Source organism: Pantoea sp. X-Soil-TKNS-1279 (assembly GCF_059730565.1).
Map to the genome: position 1 here is coordinate 3,223,750 of NZ_AP035948.1, position 23,000 is coordinate 3,246,749.

Annotated in this window: 19 protein-coding genes; 8 read left to right on the top strand and 11 right to left on the bottom strand. The window is 55.9% G+C overall.

Translation table 11 applies throughout. From position 1 onward, the window contains the following. Positions 1 to 67: 67 nt before the first annotated feature. From AC6I8N_RS15070 to AC6I8N_RS15085, 4 genes are read right to left on the bottom strand one after another with little or no spacing between them, the layout of a single operon-like run. Entirely contained in the window at positions 68 to 832 is a 765-nt protein-coding gene (locus AC6I8N_RS15070) for an SDR family NAD(P)-dependent oxidoreductase (RefSeq protein ID WP_021184360.1), read from the bottom strand. Then, positions 832 to 1,911 carry a ketopantoate reductase family protein gene (locus AC6I8N_RS15075; RefSeq protein WP_497829388.1) on the bottom strand — a complete coding sequence of 360 codons (1,080 nt, stop codon included), beginning with the start codon at positions 1,909 to 1,911 and terminating at the stop codon, positions 832 to 834. The genes AC6I8N_RS15070 and AC6I8N_RS15075 overlap by 1 nt, the downstream gene beginning before the upstream one ends. A gap of 31 nt (positions 1,912 to 1,942) precedes the next feature. Then, entirely contained in the window at positions 1,943 to 2,638 is a 696-nt protein-coding gene (locus AC6I8N_RS15080; protein WP_021184362.1) for a creatininase family protein, read from the bottom strand. After that, a complete protein-coding gene (locus tag AC6I8N_RS15085; protein WP_021184363.1) occupies positions 2,625 to 3,620 on the bottom strand; it encodes a GntR family transcriptional regulator in 996 nt (331 codons plus the stop codon). The genes AC6I8N_RS15080 and AC6I8N_RS15085 overlap by 14 nt, the downstream gene beginning before the upstream one ends. Before the next feature lie 296 nt (positions 3,621 to 3,916). Here AC6I8N_RS15085 and AC6I8N_RS15090 point away from each other — a divergent pair, with 296 nt between their 5' ends. The 5 genes from AC6I8N_RS15090 (at position 3,917) to AC6I8N_RS15110 (ending at position 9,416) form a co-directional block, all read left to right on the top strand. Continuing rightward, positions 3,917 to 5,509 (top strand): ABC transporter substrate-binding protein, encoded by a 1,593-nt coding sequence (locus AC6I8N_RS15090; protein WP_497829389.1) that lies wholly within the window; start codon positions 3,917 to 3,919, stop codon positions 5,507 to 5,509. Positions 5,510 to 5,599: 90 nt separating this feature from the next. Next, positions 5,600 to 6,538, top strand: a complete 939-nt coding sequence (locus tag AC6I8N_RS15095) for an ABC transporter permease (protein WP_021184365.1) — start codon at positions 5,600 to 5,602, stop codon at positions 6,536 to 6,538. Further along, positions 6,535 to 7,386: an ABC transporter permease gene (locus AC6I8N_RS15100; protein WP_497829390.1), complete on the top strand. Its 852-nt coding sequence runs from the start codon at positions 6,535 to 6,537 to the stop codon at positions 7,384 to 7,386. The genes AC6I8N_RS15095 and AC6I8N_RS15100 overlap by 4 nt, the downstream gene beginning before the upstream one ends. A 16-nt stretch (positions 7,387 to 7,402) precedes the next feature. Next, entirely contained in the window at positions 7,403 to 8,407 is a 1,005-nt protein-coding gene (locus AC6I8N_RS15105) for an ABC transporter ATP-binding protein (protein WP_497829391.1), read from the top strand. Continuing rightward, positions 8,400 to 9,416 carry an ABC transporter ATP-binding protein gene (locus tag AC6I8N_RS15110; protein WP_497829392.1) on the top strand — a complete coding sequence of 339 codons (1,017 nt, stop codon included), beginning with the start codon at positions 8,400 to 8,402 and terminating at the stop codon, positions 9,414 to 9,416. The genes AC6I8N_RS15105 and AC6I8N_RS15110 overlap by 8 nt, the downstream gene beginning before the upstream one ends. A gap of 184 nt (positions 9,417 to 9,600) precedes the next feature. Here the strand turns inward: AC6I8N_RS15110 and glyA are convergent, their stop codons facing one another. Then, the gene (gene glyA, locus AC6I8N_RS15115; RefSeq protein ID WP_013510106.1) at positions 9,601 to 10,854 is read right to left on the bottom strand and encodes a serine hydroxymethyltransferase; all 1,254 of its coding nucleotides are present in this window, start codon (positions 10,852 to 10,854) and stop codon (positions 9,601 to 9,603) included. A 338-nt stretch (positions 10,855 to 11,192) separates the two neighbouring features. Here glyA and hmpA point away from each other — a divergent pair, with 338 nt between their 5' ends. Further along, positions 11,193 to 12,377: an NO-inducible flavohemoprotein gene (gene hmpA / locus AC6I8N_RS15120; protein WP_208723800.1), complete on the top strand. Its 1,185-nt coding sequence runs from the start codon at positions 11,193 to 11,195 to the stop codon at positions 12,375 to 12,377. A gap of 61 nt (positions 12,378 to 12,438) precedes the next feature. Here the strand turns inward: hmpA and glnB are convergent, their stop codons facing one another. The 4 genes from glnB to AC6I8N_RS15140 form a co-directional block, all read right to left on the bottom strand. After that, positions 12,439 to 12,777, bottom strand: a complete 339-nt coding sequence (gene glnB, locus AC6I8N_RS15125) for a nitrogen regulatory protein P-II (protein WP_007886217.1) — start codon at positions 12,775 to 12,777, stop codon at positions 12,439 to 12,441. A gap of 78 nt (positions 12,778 to 12,855) precedes the next feature. Beyond that, on the bottom strand, positions 12,856 to 14,187 hold the full coding sequence (glrR, locus tag AC6I8N_RS15130) for a two-component system response regulator GlrR (protein WP_021184370.1): 1,332 nt from the start codon (positions 14,185 to 14,187) through the stop codon (positions 12,856 to 12,858). Continuing rightward, entirely contained in the window at positions 14,187 to 14,855 is a 669-nt protein-coding gene (gene qseG, locus AC6I8N_RS15135) for a two-component system QseEF-associated lipoprotein QseG (RefSeq protein ID WP_497829393.1), read from the bottom strand. The genes glrR and qseG overlap by 1 nt, the downstream gene beginning before the upstream one ends. Positions 14,856 to 14,858: 3 nt before the next feature. Then, positions 14,859 to 16,286, bottom strand: a complete 1,428-nt coding sequence (locus AC6I8N_RS15140; RefSeq protein ID WP_021184372.1) for a sensor histidine kinase — start codon at positions 16,284 to 16,286, stop codon at positions 14,859 to 14,861. A gap of 133 nt (positions 16,287 to 16,419) precedes the next feature. Between AC6I8N_RS15140 and AC6I8N_RS15145 the strand changes: the two genes are divergently transcribed. Beyond that, positions 16,420 to 16,638: a hypothetical protein gene (locus tag AC6I8N_RS15145; RefSeq protein WP_152521885.1), complete on the top strand. Its 219-nt coding sequence runs from the start codon at positions 16,420 to 16,422 to the stop codon at positions 16,636 to 16,638. 227 nt (positions 16,639 to 16,865) lie between these two features. Here AC6I8N_RS15145 and purL read toward each other — a convergent pair whose 3' ends face one another. Continuing rightward, positions 16,866 to 20,756 carry a phosphoribosylformylglycinamidine synthase gene (gene purL / locus AC6I8N_RS15150; RefSeq protein WP_497829394.1) on the bottom strand — a complete coding sequence of 1,297 codons (3,891 nt, stop codon included), beginning with the start codon at positions 20,754 to 20,756 and terminating at the stop codon, positions 16,866 to 16,868. Between the two features lie 269 nt (positions 20,757 to 21,025). On the opposite strand from purL, the gene mltF reads away from it, so the two are divergent. Then, the gene (mltF, locus tag AC6I8N_RS15155; protein ID WP_497829395.1) at positions 21,026 to 22,486 is read left to right on the top strand and encodes a membrane-bound lytic murein transglycosylase MltF; all 1,461 of its coding nucleotides are present in this window, start codon (positions 21,026 to 21,028) and stop codon (positions 22,484 to 22,486) included. On the opposite strand, the gene tadA is transcribed toward mltF, so the two are convergent. Continuing rightward, a complete protein-coding gene (tadA, locus tag AC6I8N_RS15160; RefSeq protein WP_021184375.1) occupies positions 22,483 to 22,980 on the bottom strand; it encodes a tRNA adenosine(34) deaminase TadA in 498 nt (165 codons plus the stop codon). The two genes, mltF and tadA, sit on opposite strands and share 4 nt — an antisense overlap. Positions 22,981 to 23,000 lie beyond the last annotated feature (20 nt).

Sequence of the window (23,000 nt, forward strand, 5' to 3'; positions counted from 1 at the left end):
TTTGCGCGGTACTTTGTCAGAGCCGTGGGAAAAAGGAAATAATGAGTTTTAGTTTTTATGTAATGAACTATCGGCCACCATCGACGCTGAGAACTTGCCCGGTGACCCAGTTAGCCCAGTCGGAGGCGAAATACAGCACCGCATGGGCAATATCCTCGGCCACGCCGAGTCGTCGCAGGGCAATATTGTCCACCAGCCGCTGCTGGCCCGCGCTGCCCATTGCCTCCCACTGCTTCTCGGTGGAGGGATTGCTGCGAATAAATCCGGGTGCCACGTTATTGACGGTGATGTTCCACGGCCCCAACTCGTGCGCCAACTGACGTGTCAGGCCAATCTGTCCCGCCTTGGCACTGGCATAGGCCTGGATACCGGTAAGGCTGACGTCCAGCCCGGCCCGGCTGGAGATATTGATGATGCGACCAAATTGCCGCGCCTTCATCCCCGCCACCGCCGCCTGGGACATTAAAAACGCCCCATTCAGATTCACATCAACTATCGCCTGCCACTGTGCGAAGGTGACGGTTTCGAGCGGTTGACCTGATTGTCCCACCACGCCGCCCGCGTTGTTGACCAGCGTATCGACCTGAAGCTGGTGCGACGCCAGCGTGCTAAACAGCGCGTTAACTGCCTCGGGCGAGCTGATGTCAACGGTAAACGCCAGCGTCCCCTCGCCGCATAACGCAGCCGTCTCCTCGACCTGCGCCTGCTGGATGTCACAGGCGATGACCTGTGCCCCGCGTGCGGCGAAGGCCAGACAAATCGCGCGGCCAAATCCCTGCGCGGCGCCGGTCACCAGCACCGTGCGCCGGGAATAATCAAAAGGGTCTTGCATCAGGATGCTCCCGTTTCGTTACTTTCCAGCAAGGCCAAGGTTGCCTGAGTTTGCGGCAGCATCCCCTGCTCCACTTCGTGAATCAGTTGCACCAGACGCGAGGTAAATGGCATCGGTACATTAACGCTCAGACCAATCGCGATAGCCGGAGCGATCTGCGCGTCAATCTCGGTCTGGCGTTTGCGCACCGCCAAATCACGCCAGATACCTGAGTGAGATTTCGCTGAACGGCGGTTATGCGCCACCATATCGTCAAAGGATTGTCGGGTGTGGTCAGGGCTGGCATCAGGCAGAAACGCCGCAGGATCAAAGCCATCAAACCCTTGCAAAACGATATGCTGCGCATGGGCCACGCTGCCGATTTCCTGTGCCAGCGCTGTCAGCACGGGTCGGAAACGTGGCATCGCAAGGACATCGGCAATGCTGTCATTGGTTAATGCCGTGGCGAACAACAGCGCACCGTAGATCATCTTCGCCCACAGAAATCCCCAAATGTTTGGTGTGAGGATCGCCGCAGCGTCCACGTTCAGCAGCAGCCTGTAGAGCATTTCAGTCCGTGGGCGGGTGATGCCGTCTAACTCACCAATTACCACCGCGCCGCGACCACCGTGGTGGATCACGCCGGGTTCCAGGAAGTCTGCGCCAAAATTCAGGAAAGCGCCGACGGTACGATCAACGCCGATGCTATCGGCGATAACCCGCTCGTTGAGGCCGTTTTGTAGCGATACCACAAAACCTTCGGGCGCGAGGTGCGGTGCAATTTGTTGGATAGCGCCAGCGGTATGGTGGGATTTTACCGCCAGCAGCACGCAGCGATAGTGACCGGTAAGTTGCTCAGGCAAAAATGCCTGCGCCCGCACCACTTTTTCACCGAGGGGACCGGTAATGCGCAGCCCCTGAAGATTAATCGCGGCAACATGCTCTGCCACATTATCGACAAAAATCACCGTCTGACCGGCAGCGATAAACGCAGCACCGATCACGCCACCAATCGCCCCCGTCCCCCAAATAACCAGAGGATCCTGGGATTGCGGTACTGCGGGGGAAATTGCGGTTTCTGGCTGAGTGACAACTGACATCCGTACCTCCGGGCAAGTCGCGCATCACCGGCTAGAGCGCGTCAATAATCTCGCGAATTTCCGCCAGTGCGGTTTGCCAGATAGCGAGCATCTCCTCATCGGCGCGCTGATAATAGCCGCCGTAGTTGCCGTCACCGAGATACGCTTTGGCACGCGTTGGGTCCAGTTTCCGCAGCGCCACCAAATCAACCATCGGTTTTTGCTGCTGCGGCTGGGTCACGCCCGGCAAACGCGTCCAGGGGAAGTTTTCCATCCAGGAGGCGTGTGACGCGACCGGATCGATAGACATCACTTTTTCCCAGGTTTTCGGCGCATTCCACCAGTTATGCAACTGAACCGTCACCCCCGGATTGGTCACCATCCATTCACTGATGATGTTCTGCGCCGGTGCGTTACCACCGTGCCCGTTGATAAACAAAATGCGGCGAAACCCCTGCCGTTTCAGGTTATTAAGTATGTCATTCAACAGGCACACATAGGTTTGCATACTCAGACTGATGGTGCCGGGATAGTCGCTAAACGCCGGCGTCATACCGAACGGCATCACCGGGAAGACAGGAATGCCGTAAGGCTCTGCGGCCTCTGCGGCGACTCTCTCAGCCAGAATTGAATCCACTGACAGGCTGAGTAGCGCGTGCTGCTCAGTACTGCCGAGCGGCACAATCACCCGGTCGTCGGTGGTGAGATAGTGGGCTAACTGCTGCCAGTTCATTTCACTGATTTTCATTACGGTCCCCGGTGTTGGACGCGTGTAAAATATCCTGTTGCAGCAACGGCACAACCACCCGTTGAATCTCTCCTGCATCAGGAACATGGCGGTACTCAAAAGAACGTTGGTGCTCTCCCAACCGGGCGGTGAGTTCCTGAACGCCGGTGGCATACACCAGGGCATCGGTCTCTTTTAATAATTCACCCAGACGAGGATCATCGCTTTGCACCACGGTGACCTGGGTTACATGAGGCGCAAAGCGCGCCACGCCAGACGTCATTAACGCGGTAAATTCCGGGAAAATCGACACCACCAGCGTGCGCGTCAGTGGATCGAGCGAAGCCAACGCACGGCGAGTAGCTTCGGACGGAATAAAACTGATATTCAGCAACGGCAGCCCCGGAATCAGTTGGCTGACCTCACGCCGACGATGGGCAAAGGTCAGCAACAGATCGGCACTGGCAACACGTTGACGGAGTAACAGGTCGTTTTTTATATCGGTGAGCGTGGTCGCTTCTACCTGCGCGATTTCACCCAGCGTTTCGCCGATGCAGTGTGCATAATCCCGCGCCGCATCGATAAAGTTGCCAATAAAAAATACCGTCTTCTTCCTGAGCTGGCGTTGTCGTTCCGCAAACCGACTGCTGACCAACGCCCCCAGTTCTGCCGCGTTTAAACCGAGCAACATTCCGCTGTTGATAAATGCATCAAGATGCTGATGCAACTCGTCAAGGGCGAGTTCTGACGATCCCACCGCAAGCGCCGCATCGGCGATAAAGGTACCGGCGCCTGGCTTGCTGTACACCAGCTCGGCCGCTTTGAGTTCGCGATATACCTGCGCCACGGTCATCGGCGCAACGCCTACCTGTTCAGCCATGTCGCGCACCGAGGGTAGCTGTTCGCCAGGTTTCAACGCGCCAAACGTAATGGCGTATTCAATTATCCCGCGCAACTGCGCTCCCAACGGGATTGAAGAGTCACGATCGAGGTGGAATTCCATAACCTGCCTGGTCAGTGTACTAGCCTGTTAATACAATTATGCTGTTTTTTACATCAATTCAAGTCATCAAGCAAAAAAATCATGACGAAATAACTTACTGTTATAACCAATTCTTATTTTTGCATTTTTTTTGCGCTGATTATTGACAGTTTGTGAGCAATACATCAATTATCGTACCAGTTAACTAGAACACAATCATTACCGCCATTTTTGCCGGCTCCGCTCTCCGCAGTTTTCGGGGGGCATTTGAGGGCCTGACAAACATTTTTCTGACTTACAAACAGAGGGGCAAGGTCATGAAAGTTATGCCTAAATTAACGTTAATCGCCTTACTGGCAGCGGGTGCATTCAGTACCCTGGCGGCTCAGGCGGCGGAGGTAGTACAGCGCGGCGGTACCCTGATCTATGGTCGCTACGCTGACAGTAATTTCCTCGAACCTATCCTGAACGAAAGCAATAACGATATCTGGATTCTCTCTAACCTCTACGACACCCTGCTGCTGCCGACTAACGATGGCAAAGGCATTCGACCGGGCCTGGCTACCGCGTGGAAGCTGTCGGAGGATGGTAAAAGCCTGACCCTGACTCTGCGTCCTGACACCAAATTTTCTGATGGTTCACCGATCACCGCTGAAGACGTGAAATGGTCACTGGAGCGAGCAGCCAAACCGGGTAATGGCGTGTGGCAATTTCTGGTGAGCGCCATCGCTAACGTCACCATCAGCGATCCGCATACCGTGGTGATCCATCTGTCGCATACCGATCCCGCCATTCTCACCGCGCTGACAGTGTTCAACACCGCGATCATGCCGGAGAAATTGTTCGAAGCGGAACCCGGCGCGACTGACCACGACAAAGCCGCGGCGTTTGCCGAGCATCCGGTGGGTTCTGGTCCGTTTATCCTCAAGTCATGGCAACATAACTCCACCATGACGCTGGTACGCAACCCGTACTATTGGGAGAAAGGCGCTGACGGCAAAGCGCTGCCCTACCTCGACAGCATCAAGTTCGAAATCATCCCCGACGATGCGACACGCATCCTGAAGCTGCAATCCGGTGAACTGGACGGTGCCGAGTTTATCCCTTACTCACGCGTTAAAGAGTTGCAGGGAAATCCGGCAATAAATATGGCGTTGTTCCCCTCCACCCGCGTGGAAGTCGCCAGCGTGAACGCGCGCCCGGAGATAGATGGCAAGCCGAACCCACTGGCGAATCCCAAAGTGCGTGAAGCGCTGAACTACGCCACCGACAAAGAAGGCATCATCCAACTGGTGACCTTTGGACTCGGCAAACCAATGACCTCGTTTATGTCGACCTCCACGCCACTCAACTCGGGCACCAAGCCGTTGTGGCCCGTGGATGTTGAGAAAGCGCAGGCGCTGATGAAAGAAGCCGGTTACCCGGATGGCTTTAGCACCAGCATGAATATTCTGGCGGGTAATGAAGACAGCCTGAGCATCGCGACCGGCCTGCAACAGATGTGGGCACAGATTGGCGTCAAACTGACCATTAACCAGATGGATAACGCCACGCTGAACGCCAACTATCGTAAGGGGAATTTCAGCACCCGTATTGGTCCGTGGACCGATGACATCGCTGACCCCAACGAGATCACCTCCTACTACGCGTATTCGAAGAATATTCAGGCACTGCATTCCGGCTGGAAGAGTGATGAATTAGACACGCTGTTTGAAGCTTCGCAGCAGGAAACTAATCCAGTGAAACGTGCCGAAGAATACAAACGCATCCAGGATATCTACAACAGCACCGGCCCCACCATCCCGCTGTATGAAAGCTCCTATCCGGTGGCGCTGAAGAAAAATGTCGAAGGATTTGTCCAGATCCCGTTGGGGAATAACATCTTCACTGAAACCTGGCTGAAGAAATAATTCGCCTTTATTACATCGAGTGAAATCCAGGCATCTGGCGCTGTACCCGCGTAGGCTACAGCGCCTGTACGCTGGATTTGGGAGCACGCGTTGACCGAACTGAATTATATTTTCAAACGCATTCTGCTGATTATTCCGACGCTGCTGGTGATTTTGGTGGTCACCTTCACCATCGTGCGTCTGCTGCCTGGCGATCCTGCCAGCGCGATGATTGGCGACCGCGCAACGGACGCCGACGTCACGCGTATCAATAAAGAGCTGGGATTGAGTCAACCGCTGCCGGTACAGTTCGTCTTCTTTGTACGCCAGGTCGCCAGCGGTAACCTTGGCAACTCCTATGCCATGCACGCCCCGGTGACCACGGTCATTGCCGAGCGTTTGCCCGTGACCTTGCTGTTGACCGGCATGGCCGCGCTGTTTGCGCTGCTGATGGCCATCCCGCTGGCCTTTATCTCTGCCCTCAAACGCAACAGCGCCACCGATATCACCATTCGCGGCGCGTCACAGGTGACGTTGTCGATGCCCTCGTTTTATATCGGATTGGTGCTGCTGACGGTATTCGCCGCCCAGTTGCACTGGTTCCCGGTCGGTGGCTACGGCGATAGCTGGGGACAACGCCTCTGGCATCTGTTTCTTCCGGCAATGACGCTGGCGGTCAGCATCACTTCGGTACTGATTGGTAGCCTTCGCAACTCGATCATCGCGGTACTGGACGCGGAATATGTCACCTTTGCGCGTGCCAAAGGTCTTAGCAATCGCGTGGTGTTGCTACGGCATGTGTTACGCAATTCGCTGATCCCGATGCTCAGCCTGTTTGCGCTGAATATCGGCACCACCATTGGCAGCGCGGTGATCACCGAAACTGTCTTCGCCGTGCCCGGCATTGCGCGCCTGATGGTTGATAGCATTTTCAGCCGCGACTACCCGATGATTCAGGGGCTGGTCATCGTGCTGTCGGTGCTGGTGTCGTTGATTTTCCTGCTGACCGATATCGTGCAGGTCATGATTGATCCGAGGAGAGCGCGATGAGTGAATTGATTGCCCGACGCTCCCTCACGCGTCATTGGCGAAAGCATCTGCCGTGGCCGTCGCTGCTGGGTTGCGCCATTCTCGCCCTCAGCCTGCTGATGGCGTTCTTTCCGCATCTGGTTGCCACCGCCGATCCGCTGAAATTTGATTACCGCGCGATCCTGAAGGGGCCGAGCCTGCAACATATTTTTGGTACCGATAACTTTGGCCGCGATATCTTTTCACGCGTGGTCTTCGCGTACCGTATCGACCTGCAAATCGCGTTTTTCACCACGCTGTTTCCGATGTTGTTTGGCACCCTGGTCGGACTGTTGGTGGGTTATTTCGGCGGCGTTGCCGAAATGCTGTTTCAGCGCATCGTGGATGCGGTGGTCACCTTCCCGCTGCTGGTTTTGGTGATCGCCATTGTCGCGATTCTGGGTCCGGGCCTGAACAGCATGTATATCGCCGTTGGCATTATTTATTGGGTGTTTTACGCCAAACTTATCGCCGGTGAAGTCAGTATCCAAAAACGCCTTGAATACGTCGCCGCAGGCAAAGTAATGGGCTACAGCACGCCAAGGATTATCTTCCGCCATGTGCTACCAAACGTGATCACCACCACGCTGGTGTACTGGATGACGGATATGGCGCTGGCTATTCTGCTCGGCTCCAGCCTCGGTTATCTTGGCCTCGGTGCGCAGCCACCGACAGCCGAATGGGGGGTATTGATTGCCTCCGGCAAGAATTTCATGGACACCGCCTGGTGGATAACCATCTTCCCCGGTATCGCCATCGTGCTGACCGGGCTGGGATTTAGCCTGTTTGGTGACCTGCTATCGGACTGGCTGCGCCCCGGCAGCCGTTAAAACATGAGAGCGAATTATGCCCGGTAAAACATCCCCTTTGCTGGAGGTGAATCAACTCAATACCCTGATTCATACTTCTCGCGGTAGTCTGCGGGCCATTCAGGAGGTGAGCTTTAACCTTCTGCCGGGGGAAATTCTCGGGTTAGTGGGTGAGTCCGGTTCCGGCAAAAGCGTTACGCTGCGTTCGCTGCTGCGTCTGATGCCGAGCAGCGCGGAGGTTTCCGGCTCCGTCAAATGGCAGGGACGTGAAATCTCAACCATGAAAGCTGCCGAGCTGCGCAACATTCGTGGGGGGGAGATTGCCATGATTTTCCAGGAACCGATGATTGCCTTGAACCCGGTGCTCACCGTCTGGCGGCAGATTGAGGAAAGCCTGCGCGCGCACACCGATTTAAAGCGCAGGCAGCGGCGTCAGCGGGCCATTGAGCTTTTGACGCAGGTTGGGATCCCTGCCCCGGAACTCCGGCTTGACGATTACCCGCATCAGTTTTCCGGTGGGATGCGCCAACGCGTGATGATCGCCATCGCGCTGGCAGGGAATCCACGTCTGCTGCTGGCCGATGAACCGACCACCGCGCTGGATGTCACCATTCAGGAGCAAATCCTCAACCTGTTGTTTAATCTGCGCGATCAGCTCGATATGGGGATTATTTTTGTCACCCACGACCTTGGCGTAGTCGCCCAGTTATGCGATCGCGTGGCGGTGATGTACGCGGGACGGATCGTCGAAACTGCTCCGGTAGAGGAGATCTTCCGTCAGCCCCGCCATCCATATACTCAGGGGTTGATCGCCTCCGTGCCGCAAAATGGTGGTGAACGCCAACCGCTGCTGTCGATTGAGGGCACCCCCCCTTCCCTGCTCGATCTGCCAGCGGGATGTAGCTTCAGCCCACGTTGTCGTTATAAAACTGACGTTTGTCTCAGGCAACTGCCTGCGTCTGAGGTGATAAATCCACATCATCAGGTTGCCTGTCATCATCACGCGAACCTGAGGTTGCCGGAAGGGGTCGGAAATGAGTGAAGTGATCGCGCAGCGAGCGCTACCGATTGTCAGCGTCGAGGAAGCGATTGTGCACTTTCCGGTGGCACAGTCGATCTTCGAAAAAATTCAGGGCAAGCCACGTAAGTTTGTCCAGGCACTAAACGGTGTCCGGCTGGATCTGCTGCCGGGAGAAACGCTCGGCGTGGTGGGTGAGTCGGGCTGCGGCAAGTCAACGCTGGCAAGAACAATGGTCGGACTGCTGCAAACCAATGAAGGTAAAATCTACTTCAATGGTAAAGACATCGCCACGCTGCGCGGCAAAGCGCGGCGTAGTTTTAACCGTCAGGTGCAGATGATTTTTCAGGATCCCTACAGTTCGCTGAACCCGCGCATGACTGTCGGACAGGTACTAACCGAGGCGCTGTCGGTACACAACATGTGTCCCAAAGAGCAGATTCCCGCCCGCATTCGTGAATTGATGACGCTGGTTCGTCTTCCGCTCGACGCTATCGACAAACTGCCACATGAATTTTCCGGTGGGCAACGTCAACGCATTGGTATCAGCCGCGCGCTGGCTGTGGAGCCGCAGGTGTTGATCGCCGATGAGCTGGTGTCGGCGCTGGATGTTTCGGTGCAGGCGCAGGTGGTTAACCTGCTGCTGGATTTGCAGCAAAAACTCAATCTGACGGTGTTATTCGTCGCCCATGATCTGCGGCTGGTCAGGCATATTTCTCACCGGGTGGCGGTGATGTATCTCGGTGAGGTGGTGGAAGTCGCCGATACGGAAACGCTTTTCAATACGCCGTTGCATCCTTACACCCAGGCCTTGCTGCGTGCCGCACCGAGCATGGATCCCTGCGATCGCGGTAAAAACGTTAGCCTGATGGGTGAACTACCCAGCCCACTTTCCCCACCATCGGGCTGTCGCTTTCATACCCGCTGTCCTTATGTTACTGAACGCTGTCGCATAGAACGTCCCGTGCTGGCGACCAAAGCGGAGGGGCAGCGCGTGGCCTGCCATCTGGCACCGGTTGAATCCGGGGCATAAGAAAGTTCACAGTCGATGGAAGCCAGCGTAGTTGTATTCATTTGTAGCGGCGAGATTTATCGCGCTGTCTTCTGTGATGTTAACCTGCGCGATAAATCGCGCCGCGACCACGGATGTCATTCACAAGGCATAAAAAAAGGATGGCTTAACGCCATCCTTTCTATCGGTTCGAACTCAGGCCTTATCAGGCATAAACCGGCAGACGTGCGCAGATATCCAGCACTTTCTGTTTGGTACGTTCGATGGTGGCTTCGTCGTTGATGTTGTCCAGCACGTCAGCAATCCAGCCTGCCAGTTCACGCACTTCCGCTTCTTTAAAGCCACGACGGGTTACCGCCGGGGTACCGATACGGATACCAGAGGTCACAAACGGGCTTTTCGGATCGTTCGGCACGCTGTTTTTGTTGACGGTGATGTTGGCACGGCCAAGCGCGGCATCCGCTTCTTTACCGGTCAGGTTTTTGCTCACCAGGTCAATCAGGAACAGGTGGTTGTAGGTGCCACCAGAAACGATGTTGTAACCGCGCTCCAGCAGCACTTCCACCATCGCTTTGGCGTTTTTGGCTACTTGCTGCTGGTAAGTTTTGAACTCAGGCTCCATCGCTTCTTTGAACGCAACCGCTTTACCAGCGATAACGTGCATCAGCGGGCCACCCTGACCACCCGGGAACACCGCGGAGTTCAGTTTTTTGTACAGCTCTTCGTCACCGTTTTTCGCCAGGATCAAGCCGCCACGCGGACCCGCCAGGGTTTTATGGGTGGTTGAGGTTACGATGTGTGCATGCGGAACCGGGTTCGGATAGACGTCAGCAGCGATCAGGCCAGCAACGTGAGCCATGTCAACGAACAGCCAGGCGTCAACGCTGTCAGCGATTTCACGCATTTTTGCCCAGTCAACCACACCAGAGTATGCCGAGAAACCGCCAACGATCATTTTCGGCTTATGGGTTTTCGCCAGTTCAGCCAGTTCGTTGTAGTCGATTTTACCGGTTTCATCGATGCCGTATGGCACCACGTTATACAGTTTACCGGACAGGTTAACCGGAGAACCGTGAGTCAGGTGACCACCGTGCGCCAGGTTCATACCCAGAATGGTATCGCCCGGTTGCAGCAACGCGGTGTACACCGCAAAGTTAGCCTGAGAACCGGAGTGCGGCTGTACGTTAGCGTAATCTGCGCCAAACAGCGCTTTGGCGCGATCGATAGCCAGCTGTTCAACGATATCTACGTATTCACATCCGCCGTAGTAGCGTTTGCCCGGATACCCTTCCGCGTATTTATTGGTGAGCTGTGAACCTTGCGCCTGCATAACGCGTGGGCTGGTGTAGTTTTCAGAAGCAATCAGTTCAATGTGCTCTTCCTGACGCACTTTCTCTTGCTCCATCGCCTGCCACAACTCGGCATCATAATCGGCAATGTTCATATCACGCTTTAACATCCGCATCTCCTGACTCAGCTAACTTTTTTAACGGCAGTTTAAGCCCCGCTAAGGGGCGAAGGCCAACAGTGTAAACCGTTTTGGCAGGTGACGGTAGCCGCAATCCTTTCTTTTTACGCAAACGATTGGCAAGGCGCTGGAACGGGTTTTTTACGCATTTTTGCAACCCTGTGAATCACGATATTTCCTCAGCATGAAGCGGAAAAAATTTCAGGTTTGCGAGGCGGATTCCAGAGCAGGCGAAAGATCCCGCAACGATCAGGGGGATTTACAACCCCTGCGCCTGGATCATAAGATGCATTTAAAATACATCTTTTAAATTGCCATGAGGATTCACCATGCTCGACGCGCAAACCATCGCTACCGTTAAATCGACCCTGCCCGCCATTGCCCAATTAGGCCCCCAGCTCACCGGCCATTTCTATCAGCGAATGCTGACGCAGCACCCGGAACTCAAAGACGTGTTCAACATGAACAACCAGCGCAGCGGTAATCAGCGTGAAGCGCTGTTCAATGCCATCTGTGCTTACGGCGCCAATCTGGAGAACCTTGCGGTGTTGTTGCCCGCGGTCGAAAAAATCGCCCAGAAGCACGTCAGCCTGAATATTCAGCCGGAGCAGTACGCTATCGTGGGTGAGAATCTGCTGGCGACCATTCAGGAACTGCTGAACCCCGGCGAGGAAGTCTTACAGGCCTGGGGTAAAGCCTATGGGGTATTGGCTGAGGTGTTTATCCAGCGTGAAGAAACCCTTTATCGCACGTCAGAGGCGAAAATCGGCGGCTGGCGTGGCGCGCGTGATTTCCGCATCCGCGCCATTCAGCAGCAAAGCAGCGTGATTAAAAGTTTCGAACTGGCCCCCGTCGATGGCGAGGCAGTGGCAGATTTCTTGCCAGGTCAGTATCTGGCGATCAGTCTGCGCCCGGACAGCACAGGAAATCTGCAACACCGCCAGTACTCCTTGACGCATCAGCCAAATGGTCAGTGCTACCGCATTGCGGTGAAACGTGAAGATCTGGGCACGGTGTCCGGCTGGCTGCACGATCGGGCAAAAGTCGGTGATGTGGTGCAGTGCGCGGCACCGGCGGGTGATTTCTTCCTGCAAGTGACACCGACCACACCCGTCACGCTGATCTCGGCGGGTGTCGGTCAAACGCCAATGCTGGCAATGCTCGCCACGTTGGCTGCACAGACGCATCCGGCGGCAGTTAACTGGCTGCATGCGGCGGAAGATGGCAAACAACATGCGTTTGTTGAAGAAGTCAAAGCGTTGGGCAGCCGCCTGCCGCATTTTGCCAGCCATATCTGGTATCGCCAGCCCGCTGCCGAAGAGACGGGGCGTTACGATGCGGCGGGATTGATGGATTTAGGCTCCGCTTCTGCCGCTCTGGGCGAGGCAGACCGTCAGTTCTGGCTGTGTGGCCCGCTGGCGTTTATGCAGTTTGTCGCTCGCCAGTTGCTGGATGCCGGCATCGATGCGGATCGTATTCATTACGAGGTATTTGGCCCGCATAAGGTGTTGTAAATCCTGCAATAAAAAAGCCCGCAACGCGGAACATTGCGGGCTTTTCAGCAATTCGAGGGGCTTAGATCGCCTCTTCGTCCTCTTCGCCGGTACGGATACGCACCACACGCGCAACATCGAAGACAAAGATTTTACCGTCGCCGATCTTGCCGGTCTGCGCGGTTTTCATGATGGTTTCAACGCAGGTATCAACGATATCGTCGCCCACCACCATTTCGATTTTTACTTTCGGCAGAAAGTCGACCATATACTCAGCACCGCGATACAGCTCGGTGTGACCTTTCTGACGACCAAAACCTTTCACTTCGCTGACCGTCATCCCGGTGATGCCAACTTCGGCTAACGCCTCACGTACATCATCGAGTTTGAATGGTTTGATAATTGCATCGATCTTTTTCATGACAGATCCTTTTTTCACTCCCTCCGTGGCCGGACGGGTAACAGATAGTATAAGTGTTTCTGCCGCAGCCGCAGCAAGCTACTCTTTAAAATCGCTGGCGTCCAGTTCATGGCGCGACAGCAGCTTATAGAATTCAGTGCGGTTGCGTCCAGCCAGACGCGCCGCATTGGTCACATTTCCTTTGGTCATTTGTAGCAGCTTGCGCAGATAATTCAGCTCAAACTGGTTACGCGCTTCGACAAAGGTCGGCAGTGCCGTATTTTCACCCGCCAGCGCCTGCTCCACCAGCGCATCGCCAATCACCGGCGAGGTACTCAACGCCACGCATTGCTCGATCACGTTCACCAACTGACGCACATTGCCCGGCCAGCTTGCACCCACCAGGCGTTTCATGGCATCCACCGAGAAACTGCGCACAAAAGGTTTATGGCGATCGGCAGCCTGGCGCAGCAGATGATTCGCCAGCAGCGGAATATCCTCGGCACGTTCGTGCAGCGCCGGGATCTTCAGATTCACCACGTTGAGGCGATAGTAAAGATCTTCGCGGAAACTCTTCTTTTCCATCGCTTTGGGCAGATCACGATGGGTGGCGGAAATGATCCGCACATTGATACTGACATCATTGTTGCTACCGAGCGGGCGCACTTTACGTTCCTGCAACACCCGCAGCAGCTTAACCTGCAATGCCTGCGGCATATCACCAATTTCATCAAGGAACAGCGTACCGCCTTCCGCCGCCTGAAATAACCCTTCACGCGCGCTCACCGCCCCGGTAAATGCGCCTTTGGCGTGGCCGAATAGCTCCGATTCCAGCAATTGTTCCGGCAATGCCCCGCAGTTGATGGCGATAAAGGGTTTGCTGGCACGCGGGCTGGCGGCATGAATCGCCTGCGCCAGCACCTCTTTACCCGTACCGCTCTGGCCGTTGATCAAAATGCTGACGTCAGATTGCGCCACCATATGTGCCTGTTCCAGCAGTCGCAACATCAACGGGTTACGTGTCACGATCGCTTCCCGCCAACTGTCATCGCTGGCCGGGGCGCGTTGTGCCAGCGCCTCATCAATGGCTTTATACAGCGCGTCACGATCCACCGGTTTGGTGAGGAAACTGAATACCCCCTGCTGGGTGGCTGAGACGGCTTCCGGGATCGAGCCATGCGCGGTCAGGATGATGACGGGCAACCCCGCATGACGCTTCTGAATTTCGCCAAACAGCGCCAGACCATCCATCTCATCCATCCGCAGATCGCTAATTACCAGATCGACCTTCTCTTTTTGCAGATGGCGTAACGCCTCCGGGCCGGAGGCCGCAGTCGCTACCTGATAGCCTTCACTGCTCAAACGCATTCCCAACAGCTTGAGTAAACCAGGATCGTCATCCACCAGCAATAATCGTGCGGCCTGTTTCATTAGGGCTGCTCCTCATTGGTACTGCTGCTGTGGGCACTGTCGCTGCTGTCGGGTGCCTTACGCGAGGACAACTGGCGCTCGATATCAGTCAGACGCTCCAGCTTGTGTTGCGTGTCATCCAGCGATTTACGCAGCGTGCGTTGCTGCTGACGCAGGCTATCCAGTTCAGCGTCGCTGCTCTGTTGCAGACGCGTATAGCGGCCTCGCGCCTCGCTCAGTTCAAGCTGCGCGGCCTGATTGCTGCGCCACAATTGAATCAGTGGACGAACGGCAGCAGGAAACGCGGTGCTATAGCTATCCAGCGTCTCCACATAATCACGGCGCTCCTGAGGCGTCACGTTGCCATTCGCCAGCAATACGCCCTGCTTAAAGGCGCGTGACCAGCTTTGCACCGGCCAGCGGCGCGCCTCCGCTCGGGCTTCCGCCGGGGAGAGCCGCTCAGCACAATCAATCGCCCGTTGCCAATACAAAGGGTTATTCATCGCGGCAAGATAATTGATTTGCCAGATGTTGCCACAATCGGTTGCCAGATAGTCCGGCAGCCGCACCTGCGGCTCCGGCAGCGTTGCATCTTCACGCAGGGCGCTGTTGTTGGTCGGTGCATGGCAGCCCGCCAGGCCAAAGACCATCAATCCAGCTGCGAGTAAGTTACTGAGGGATAATTTCATTGATCAGGCATTCCCGGCGGTGGTAGTCAAAATAATACGAAAACAGACATCCGCATCCTTGCGCGTCACCAATTGCAAATCACCCTGCATCCTGCGCAGGCAATCTTTAGCAATGCTTAAGCCCAGCCCGCTGCCTTTAACTGGCCCTTTGCGCTGCTGGCTGCCCTGATAAAAAGGCTCAAAAATCATCGCCTGCTCCTCAGCCGGAATGGGTGTGCCGGTGTTTGCCACCTCAATCCACACCTCATCGCCCTTCTGTTGGCTGTGCAGCCAGATGTTACCGGATTCGCTACCGTAGTTCACGGCGTTCGAATACAGGTTATCGATCACCCGTTGCAACAGGGTGGTTTCCGCCAGGCAATGGTTCACCTGCAAATCAACGTGGGTATTCATCTGCCGGGCATGGGCGGGCAATGAATGTGCCTTCACCACGGTATCGATGATGCTATCCAGCGCCACCGTTTCCAGCGCCATTGGGCCATCCGCCAGTTTGCGGTTGTAGTCCAGCAATTGCTCAATCAGGCGTTGCAGATGACGACTGCTGGTATCGAGGATCGCCACCACTTCCTGCTGCTCACTGTTCAATGGACCGGCCACCTGATCGGCCAGCAGCTCCGTACCCTCACGCAGGCTGGCAAGCGGTGTTTTCAGCTCATGTGACAGGTGGCGTAGAAACTCATGCCGCTGCGTCTCCAGCCAGCTAAGGCGTTCGCTTAACCATACGATCCGTTGGCCGAGGGAGCGGATTTCTCGCGGGCCACCAAAGCTGACACTGTCGCCCAGCGCTTTCCCTTCGCCCAGCCGGTTGATCATACGTTCGACGCGCTTGACCGGACCAATAATCATCCCGGTAAACAGCAGCACCAATGCCAGACTGATCAGAAACAATATCAGTGCCTGCCAGCCAAAAAACTGACCGCGATCGGCAATTTCTCGCTGCAATTGCAGACCACGGGAAAAGACCACTTCGCGTGTGGCCTGGACCATCTGCGCATTAGTATCGGAGAAACGTTCCAACGCCGCCGCAGCGGGGGCTGCCGGATTGCCATTAGTGCATTGCAGCGTTTCCAGCTGTGGCAGTGTCGCGGATAAGACTTTGAACGCGGGTAACTCCGGCAGGCTGGCCGCGTGGCTACTCAGCATCTGGTCGTAGCGCACCCGCTGCGACTGGTACAAATGGGCCAGGGTCTCGTCACCCAGCACACAATATTGCCGATAGCTGCGTTCGAGTTCGATGGCCGTACGTGCCATCGCTTCGCTTCGACGCACATCGGTAAAGGTGTTGCGATTGGTATCCGCAGCCTGATTACTCAGCGCCGAAAGGCTTTCCCATGCCTGCCAGGCCAGCACCAACAAGGGCAGCAGCACCAGCAGGAACGCCATCAACACCAGTTGACGCAACGATCGGGGAAACAGACGCCATCTCTTCACAACAGATTTCCTTAAAATTTGACTGAGGAATGCTAGCGGAGTCTGACAGCGGAAGAAAGTACAGATAAGAAAACGGCAGGCGCGATGCCTGCCGTTAAGCGCGACGCCGAATGCCTCGCGCAGGAATAAGGTGGTGCCTAACTCAACGTTACGTCCGATGCTTGATAACGTTGCAAAGCAAGCGATTATCGGTTGGGTGGACGGCAGGCACCGTTTGGTGCGTCATTCAGTTTTTATGAGCTCAACCGCAATGCGGGGCAATCATAAGCAGGAGAATGAGCAACGCAAAGATTATAGCAAGTATCGTGCCAAAAATAAAATAGTGTTTATTATCAGACAAATGCCCGAGTGAATGTCCGACTGGCGGGAAATTTTTACCGTCCGGTCCGGTAAAGTGTCGCTAATTAGCAACGGGTTTCAGGGGTAAAAATTACCACTAATAATATCAATGAGTTAAATGTCACTTTTTGGCGACATGATAACCGTAGCGGTGTCGCCATTTTCCGACATTCAATAAAAAAGGGCGCCCTGATGGACGCCCCTGATGCACGATAAATTGCGCTGCTACAAGCGGTGCGGTTAACCCAACTGCTTACGTGCGTTGCGGAAAATACGCATCCACGGGCTGTCCTCGCCCCACTCTGCCGGGTGCCAGGAATTGCTCACGGTACGGAATACGCGCTCCGGGTGCGGCATCATAATGGTGACGCGACCGCTTTCGTTGGTCACGGCGGTGATACCGTTCGGCGAGCCATTCGGGTTGGCCGGATAGGTTTCCGTCACCTTACCGAAGTTGTCGACGAAGCGCAGCGCCACCAGACCTTTGCTTTCCAGCGCGGCCAGATGGGCACCATCACGCACTTCAACAAAACCTTCACCGTGCGACACGGCGATCGGCATACGCGAACCGGCCATACCATCCAGCAGCAGCGACGGGCTGGCAGCAACTTCCACCAGGCTGAAGCGCGCTTCAAAACGTTCTGACTGGTTACGTACAAAGCGTGGCCACAGTTCGCTGCCCGGCACCAGCTCGCGCAGGTTGGACATCATCTGGCAACCGTTACACACGCCCAGCGCCAGCGTCTGTGGACGATGGAAGAAGTTTTCAAACTCATCGCGCACGCGGCTGTTGAACAGAATCGATTTCGCCCAGCCTTCACCGGCACCCAGCACGTCACCGTAGGAGAAGCCGCCACAAGCCACCAGCGCGTGAAACTCTTCCAGACCGCGACGGCCCGCCAGCAGATCGCTCATATGGACGTCAACGGCGGTGAAACCAGCACGATGGAACGCGGCTGCCATTTCAACGTGCGAGTTCACACCCTGCTCACGCAGCACGGCGACGCGTGGGCGTGCACCGGTGGCGATCATCGGTGCTGCCACATCTTCTTCTGGTTTGAAGGTCAGATGGACGTTCAGGCCCGGATCGTTGTCGTTTTTCTTCGCGTCGTGTTCCTGATCGGCACAGGCCGGGTTATCACGTAGGCGTTGCATCTGCCAGGTGGTTTCTGCCCACCAGGTACGCAGCGTGGTACGGCTTTCGCTGTACACCGCGTGCTCACCAGAACGGATAACAAAGCGATCGCCCGGCAGCGCCTGACCAATCACATGTACGTTGGTCGCCAGACCGTGGTCAGCGAAGGTCTTCAGCACTGCATCGCGATCGGCTGCATTGATCTGAACCACCGCCCCCAACTCTTCGGTAAACAGCGCGGCCAGCGCATCGCTGCCCAGTGCGGCGATATCCGCCTCAACACCGCAGTGGCCGGTAAACGCCATCTCAGCCAGCGTCACCAGCAGACCGCCGTCGGAACGGTCATGGTAGGCCAGCAGTTTCTGCTCTGCCACCAGCGCCTGAATGGCGTTGAAGAAGCCAGCCAGTTGCTGTGCATCGCGCACGTCGGCCGGTTTGTCGCCCAGTTGACGATAAACCTGTGACAGCACAGTCGCGCCCAGGGTGTTGGCACCGTTGCCGAGGTCCACCAGTAACAGCAGGTTGTCTTTGTCCGCCTGTAGCTGCGGGGTGACGGTACGACGCACGTCTTCAACGCGGGCAAACGCGGTGATCACCAGCGACAGCGGTGAAGTCATTTCGCGTTGTTCATTGCCTTGCTGCCAGCGGGTTTTCATCGACATGGAGTCTTTACCCACCGGGATGGTGATACCCAGCGCCGGGCAAAGTTCTTCACCCACCGCTTTCACCGCTTCATACAGACCGGCATCTTCACCCGGATGACCAGCAGCCGACATCCAGTTCGCAGAGAGCTTAACGCGCTTCAGCGAACCGATTGCCGTGGCCGCCAGGTTAGTCAGCGCTTCACCCACCGCCAGACGGCCCGAAGCTGCGAAGTCGAGCAACGCCACTGGCGCGCGTTCGCCCAGGGCGAAAGCTTCACCGTAGTAACTGTCGAGGCTGGCCGTCGTCACTGCACAGTTAGCAACCGGGATCTGCCACGGACCAACCATCTGGTCACGCGCCACCATACCGGTCACGGTACGGTCGCCAATGGTGACAAGGAAGGTTTTCTCGGCCACTGTCGGCAGGTGCAGCACGCGGTTTACCGCATCGGCAATGGTGATGCCGTCACGCTGCAACGCTTCGCCTTGTGCCTGCTGACGGACTACGTCACGCGTCATCTTCGGCGTTTTACCCAGCAGCACGTCGAGCGGCATGTCGATCGGTTTGTTATCGAAATGGCTGTCGGCGAGGCTCAGATGCTGTTCTTCAGTGGCTTCACCAATCACCGCGTAAGGTGCGCGCTCGCGTTTGCACAGTTCATCAAACAGCGGCAATTTGTCTGGTGCAACCGCCAGCACATAACGTTCCTGCGATTCGTTACACCACACTTCCAGCGGGCTCATGCCTGGCTCATCGCTCAGCACATCACGCAGATTGAAGCGTCCACCACGGCCACCATCGCTCACCAGCTCCGGCATGGCGTTAGACAGACCGCCCGCGCCAACGTCGTGGATAAAAAGAATCGGGTTAGCTTCACCCAACTGCCAGCAGCGGTCGATCACTTCCTGGCAGCGACGTTCCATTTCCGGGTTGTCACGCTGAACGGAAGCGAAGTCGAGGTCGGCATCAGACTGGCCAGAAGCCATCGACGATGCCGCACCACCACCCAGACCGATGTTCATCGCCGGGCCACCCAGTACAATCAGCTTGGCACCAACAACGATCTCGCCTTTCTGGACATGGTCGGCACGGATATTACCAATACCGCCCGCCAGCATGATGGGCTTGTGGTAGCCACGCAGCTCTTCACCGTTGTGGCTGTTAACACGTTCTTCATACGTACGGAAGTAGCCGTTCAAGGCCGGACGACCGAATTCGTTGTTAAATGCTGCGCCGCCCAACGGGCCTTCGGTCATGATATCCAGCGCGGTGACGATACGGTCTGGTTTACCGAAATCTTCTTCCCACGGCTGTTCAAAGCCCGGAATACGCAGGTTGGAAACGGAGAAGCCCACCAAGCCCGCTTTTGGCTTCGCGCCACGACCGGTTGCACCTTCGTCACGGATTTCGCCACCGGAACCGGTCGCGGCACCCGGCCACGGCGAAATCGCCGTCGGGTGGTTATGAGTTTCTACTTTCATCAGGATATGGGCTTCTTCCTGATGGAAGTTGTATTCACCTTTTTCAGCATCGGCGTAGTAGCGGCCGACTTCAGAACCTTCCATCACCGCTGCGTTGTCTTTATAAGCAGACAGCACATGATCCGGGGTTTGTTCGAAGGTGTTTTTGATCATTTTAAACAGCGATTTCGGCTGTTTTTCACCGTCGATAATCCAGTCGGCGTTGAAAATTTTGTGACGGCAATGCTCTGAGTTCGCCTGCGCGAACATATAGAGTTCAATGTCGTTCGGGTTGCGGCCCAGTTTAGTGAAGGCATCCAGCAGATAGTCGATTTCGTCATCGGCCAGTGCCAGCCCCAGCGTCGTGTTGGCCTGCTCCAGCGCCTGACGACCACCACCCAGCACATCCACGCTTTTCAGTGGTTGCGGTTCATGGTGCACAAACAGCTGCTGCGCATCGTTGAGATCGCCATACACCGTCTCCATCATGCGGTCATGCAGCAGGCTGGCGAGAGTTTGCCACTGTGCTTCGGTCAGTTCAGGTGCCTGTACGTAGAACGCCATACCGCGCTCCAGACGGAGCACCTGCGGCAGATCGCAGTTGTGAGCGATGTCGGTCGCTTTGGAAGACCAGGGTGAAATGGTGCCTGGACGCGGCGTCACCAGCAACAGACGCCCTTGTGGCGCATGCTCGGCGAGAGACGGACCGTATTTCAGCAGACGTTGCAGGCGGGCTTTTTCATCCGCACTCAGCGGCGCGCTGACATCGGCAAAATGGACGTACTCGGCGTAAATATCACTCACCGGCAGATGAGCGTCCTGAAAGCGGGTCAGCAGTTTGTTTACACGAAATGCCGACAGGGCGGGCGAACCACGCAGAATTTCCATCATTAAAGATCTCTCGTCTTCGAAGCGCCGGGCGACGCTTCATTGGGCGCAACAGGGAAAACGGGGCGTATTATAGAGAAACGGCACCGGTTACGAAACCGTTTGCGCAGAATTTATGAGTCTTAGTATTTGCCTGAAAATTGCGCAAATCTTGCTATATAAGTTGCTCCGACTCACTTTGTTGCGCAAAATGCCCTTCGCTCTGGGAGTTCAAAGAAGATCAATACTGCCTATTAAAGACAGAGGCCTTAGAGCCAGCGAGAGACAACTATTTGAAACGCCTGAAATTAAACTATCTGTTCATCGGTCTGATCACCGTGCTGCTTGCGCTGGCACTGTGGCCTTCTATCCCCTGGTACGGGGGTGGTAAAGACGCGATATCGCAGATCAAATCACGGGGAGTGCTGCGCATCAGTACCGTTAACTCCCCGCTGACATACTACACCGTCAATAATGCACCAGCCGGTATGGACTACGAGCTGGCGAAACGCTTCGCCGATTATCTGGGCGTCAAACTTGAGGTAACGGTACGTCCGAATCTCGGTGACCTGTTTGACGATCTCGATGATGGTAAAGCGGATTTGCTGGCGGCGGGCCTGATCTACAACAACGATCGCATCGCCCGTTATCAGACCGGACCGAGTTACTATTCGGTATCGCAACAGCTGGTGTACCGCATTGATAAGCCGCGACCTAAAAATCTCGGTGACCTGAAAGGCCGGCTGGTTGTGCAGTCCGGATCGGCGTACCTGTCAACTTTGCGTTCCGCTAAAGCTGACCATTATCCCGATCTCGATTGGTCAATTGCTGCCGATCAGGGGCAAAAAGCGCTGCTGGAAGCCGTGGCGGATGGCAAGCTGGATTACACCGTGGGGGATTCAGTCACGATCGGCCTGCTCCAACGCATCCATCCCCAGCTGGCGGTCGCCTTTGATATCACCGACGAAGAGCCGGTCACCTGGTATCTGCCACGCGATGAGCAGGATGACAGCCTGAACGCGGCGATGCTCGACTTCTATAGCCAGATGGGTGAAGAAGGCACGATGGCGCGACTGGAAGAGAAGTACCTCGGTCACGTCGGCACCTTTGATTATGTCGATACCCGCACCTTCCTGCGTGCCATCGACAACACGTTGCCGGATATTAAGCCGTTATTTGAAAAGTATGCTTCCAGCATCGACTGGCGCTTACTGGCAGCTATCTCTTATCAGGAGTCGCACTGGAATCCGCAGGCAACCTCGCCTACCGGCGTACGCGGTATGATGATGCTGACGCGCAATACCGCCGATAGCCTCGACGTTGCCGATCGGCTCGACCCCGAGCAAAGCATTCGTGGCGGCAGTGAATATCTGCAACGAATGATTGAAAAGGTCCCCACGACCATCCCGAACGATGAACGTATCTGGTTTGCGCTGGCTGCCTATAACATGGGTTACGCCCACATGCTGGATGCACGTAAGCTGACCGCCAAACAAGGCGGCAACCCGGACAGTTGGGCTGACGTGAAGTTGCGTTTACCGATGCTGAGCCAGAAGCGTTACTACGCCCAGACCACCTACGGCTATGCGCGCGGCCATGAGGCGTACAATTACGTCGAGAATATCCGTAAGTATCAGATAAGCCTGGAGGGTTACTTACAGGAACAGGAGAAGCGGCTGGCACAACAATCCGCTATGGAAGCAGAACTGGGGGCCGGTTACCCGGCAGTCGAACCCAAAATTGCGATGAATTAACCGGCGTCGCGCTGCGCCTGGCGCAGTGCTTTCTTTTGCTCGCGGCGCATGCGGAAAAAGTCACTCAGCATCGCTGCGCACTCCTCCGCCAACACACCAGAATCGATCTGAATCTGGTGGTTCATCCCGGGATGACCAATCACATCCAGCAGTGAACCCGCAGCACCGGTTTTTTCATCTTTTGCGCCATAGACCAGCCGGGTAATCCGGCTGTGTACCATCGCCCCGGCACACATTACGCAGGGTTCAAGCGTGACGTATAAGGTAGTATCCAGCAGGCGATAGTTTTCCAGCACTTTGCCGCCCTGACGTAGCGCCATGATTTCCGCATGTGCCGTAGGATCATGCTGACCAATAGGTCGGTTCCAGCCTTCACCAATCACCGTATCGCCCTGCACCAGAACCGCGCCAACCGGCACTTCACCTTGCTCCCACGCCAGCCGTGCGAGACGCAATGCGTGACGCATCCAGTATTCATCTGTCTGTGGGTTCACCGGGCAGCTCCTGCGGGTTG

Bases quoted from the DNA above. Each gene is read 5' to 3' on its own strand.
- AC6I8N_RS15070 (WP_021184360.1), bottom strand. From the start codon at position 832: ATGCAAGACCCTTTTGATTATTCCCGGCGCACGGTGCTGGTGACCGGC.
- AC6I8N_RS15075 (WP_497829388.1), bottom strand. From the start codon at position 1,911: ATGTCAGTTGTCACTCAGCCAGAAACCGCAATTTCCCCCGCAGTACCG.
- AC6I8N_RS15080 (WP_021184362.1), bottom strand. From the start codon at position 2,638: ATGAAAATCAGTGAAATGAACTGGCAGCAGTTAGCCCACTATCTCACC.
- AC6I8N_RS15085 (WP_021184363.1), bottom strand. From the start codon at position 3,620: ATGGAATTCCACCTCGATCGTGACTCTTCAATCCCGTTGGGAGCGCAG.
- AC6I8N_RS15090 (WP_497829389.1), top strand. From the start codon at position 3,917: ATGAAAGTTATGCCTAAATTAACGTTAATCGCCTTACTGGCAGCGGGT.
- AC6I8N_RS15100 (WP_497829390.1), top strand. From the start codon at position 6,535: ATGAGTGAATTGATTGCCCGACGCTCCCTCACGCGTCATTGGCGAAAG.
- AC6I8N_RS15105 (WP_497829391.1), top strand. From the start codon at position 7,403: ATGCCCGGTAAAACATCCCCTTTGCTGGAGGTGAATCAACTCAATACC.
- AC6I8N_RS15110 (WP_497829392.1), top strand. From the start codon at position 8,400: ATGAGTGAAGTGATCGCGCAGCGAGCGCTACCGATTGTCAGCGTCGAG.
- glyA (WP_013510106.1), bottom strand. From the start codon at position 10,854: ATGTTAAAGCGTGATATGAACATTGCCGATTATGATGCCGAGTTGTGG.
- hmpA (WP_208723800.1), top strand. From the start codon at position 11,193: ATGCTCGACGCGCAAACCATCGCTACCGTTAAATCGACCCTGCCCGCC.
- glnB (WP_007886217.1), bottom strand. From the start codon at position 12,777: ATGAAAAAGATCGATGCAATTATCAAACCATTCAAACTCGATGATGTA.
- glrR (WP_021184370.1), bottom strand. From the start codon at position 14,187: ATGAAACAGGCCGCACGATTATTGCTGGTGGATGACGATCCTGGTTTA.
- qseG (WP_497829393.1), bottom strand. From the start codon at position 14,855: ATGAAATTATCCCTCAGTAACTTACTCGCAGCTGGATTGATGGTCTTT.
- purL (WP_497829394.1), bottom strand. From the start codon at position 20,756: ATGATGGAAATTCTGCGTGGTTCGCCCGCCCTGTCGGCATTTCGTGTA.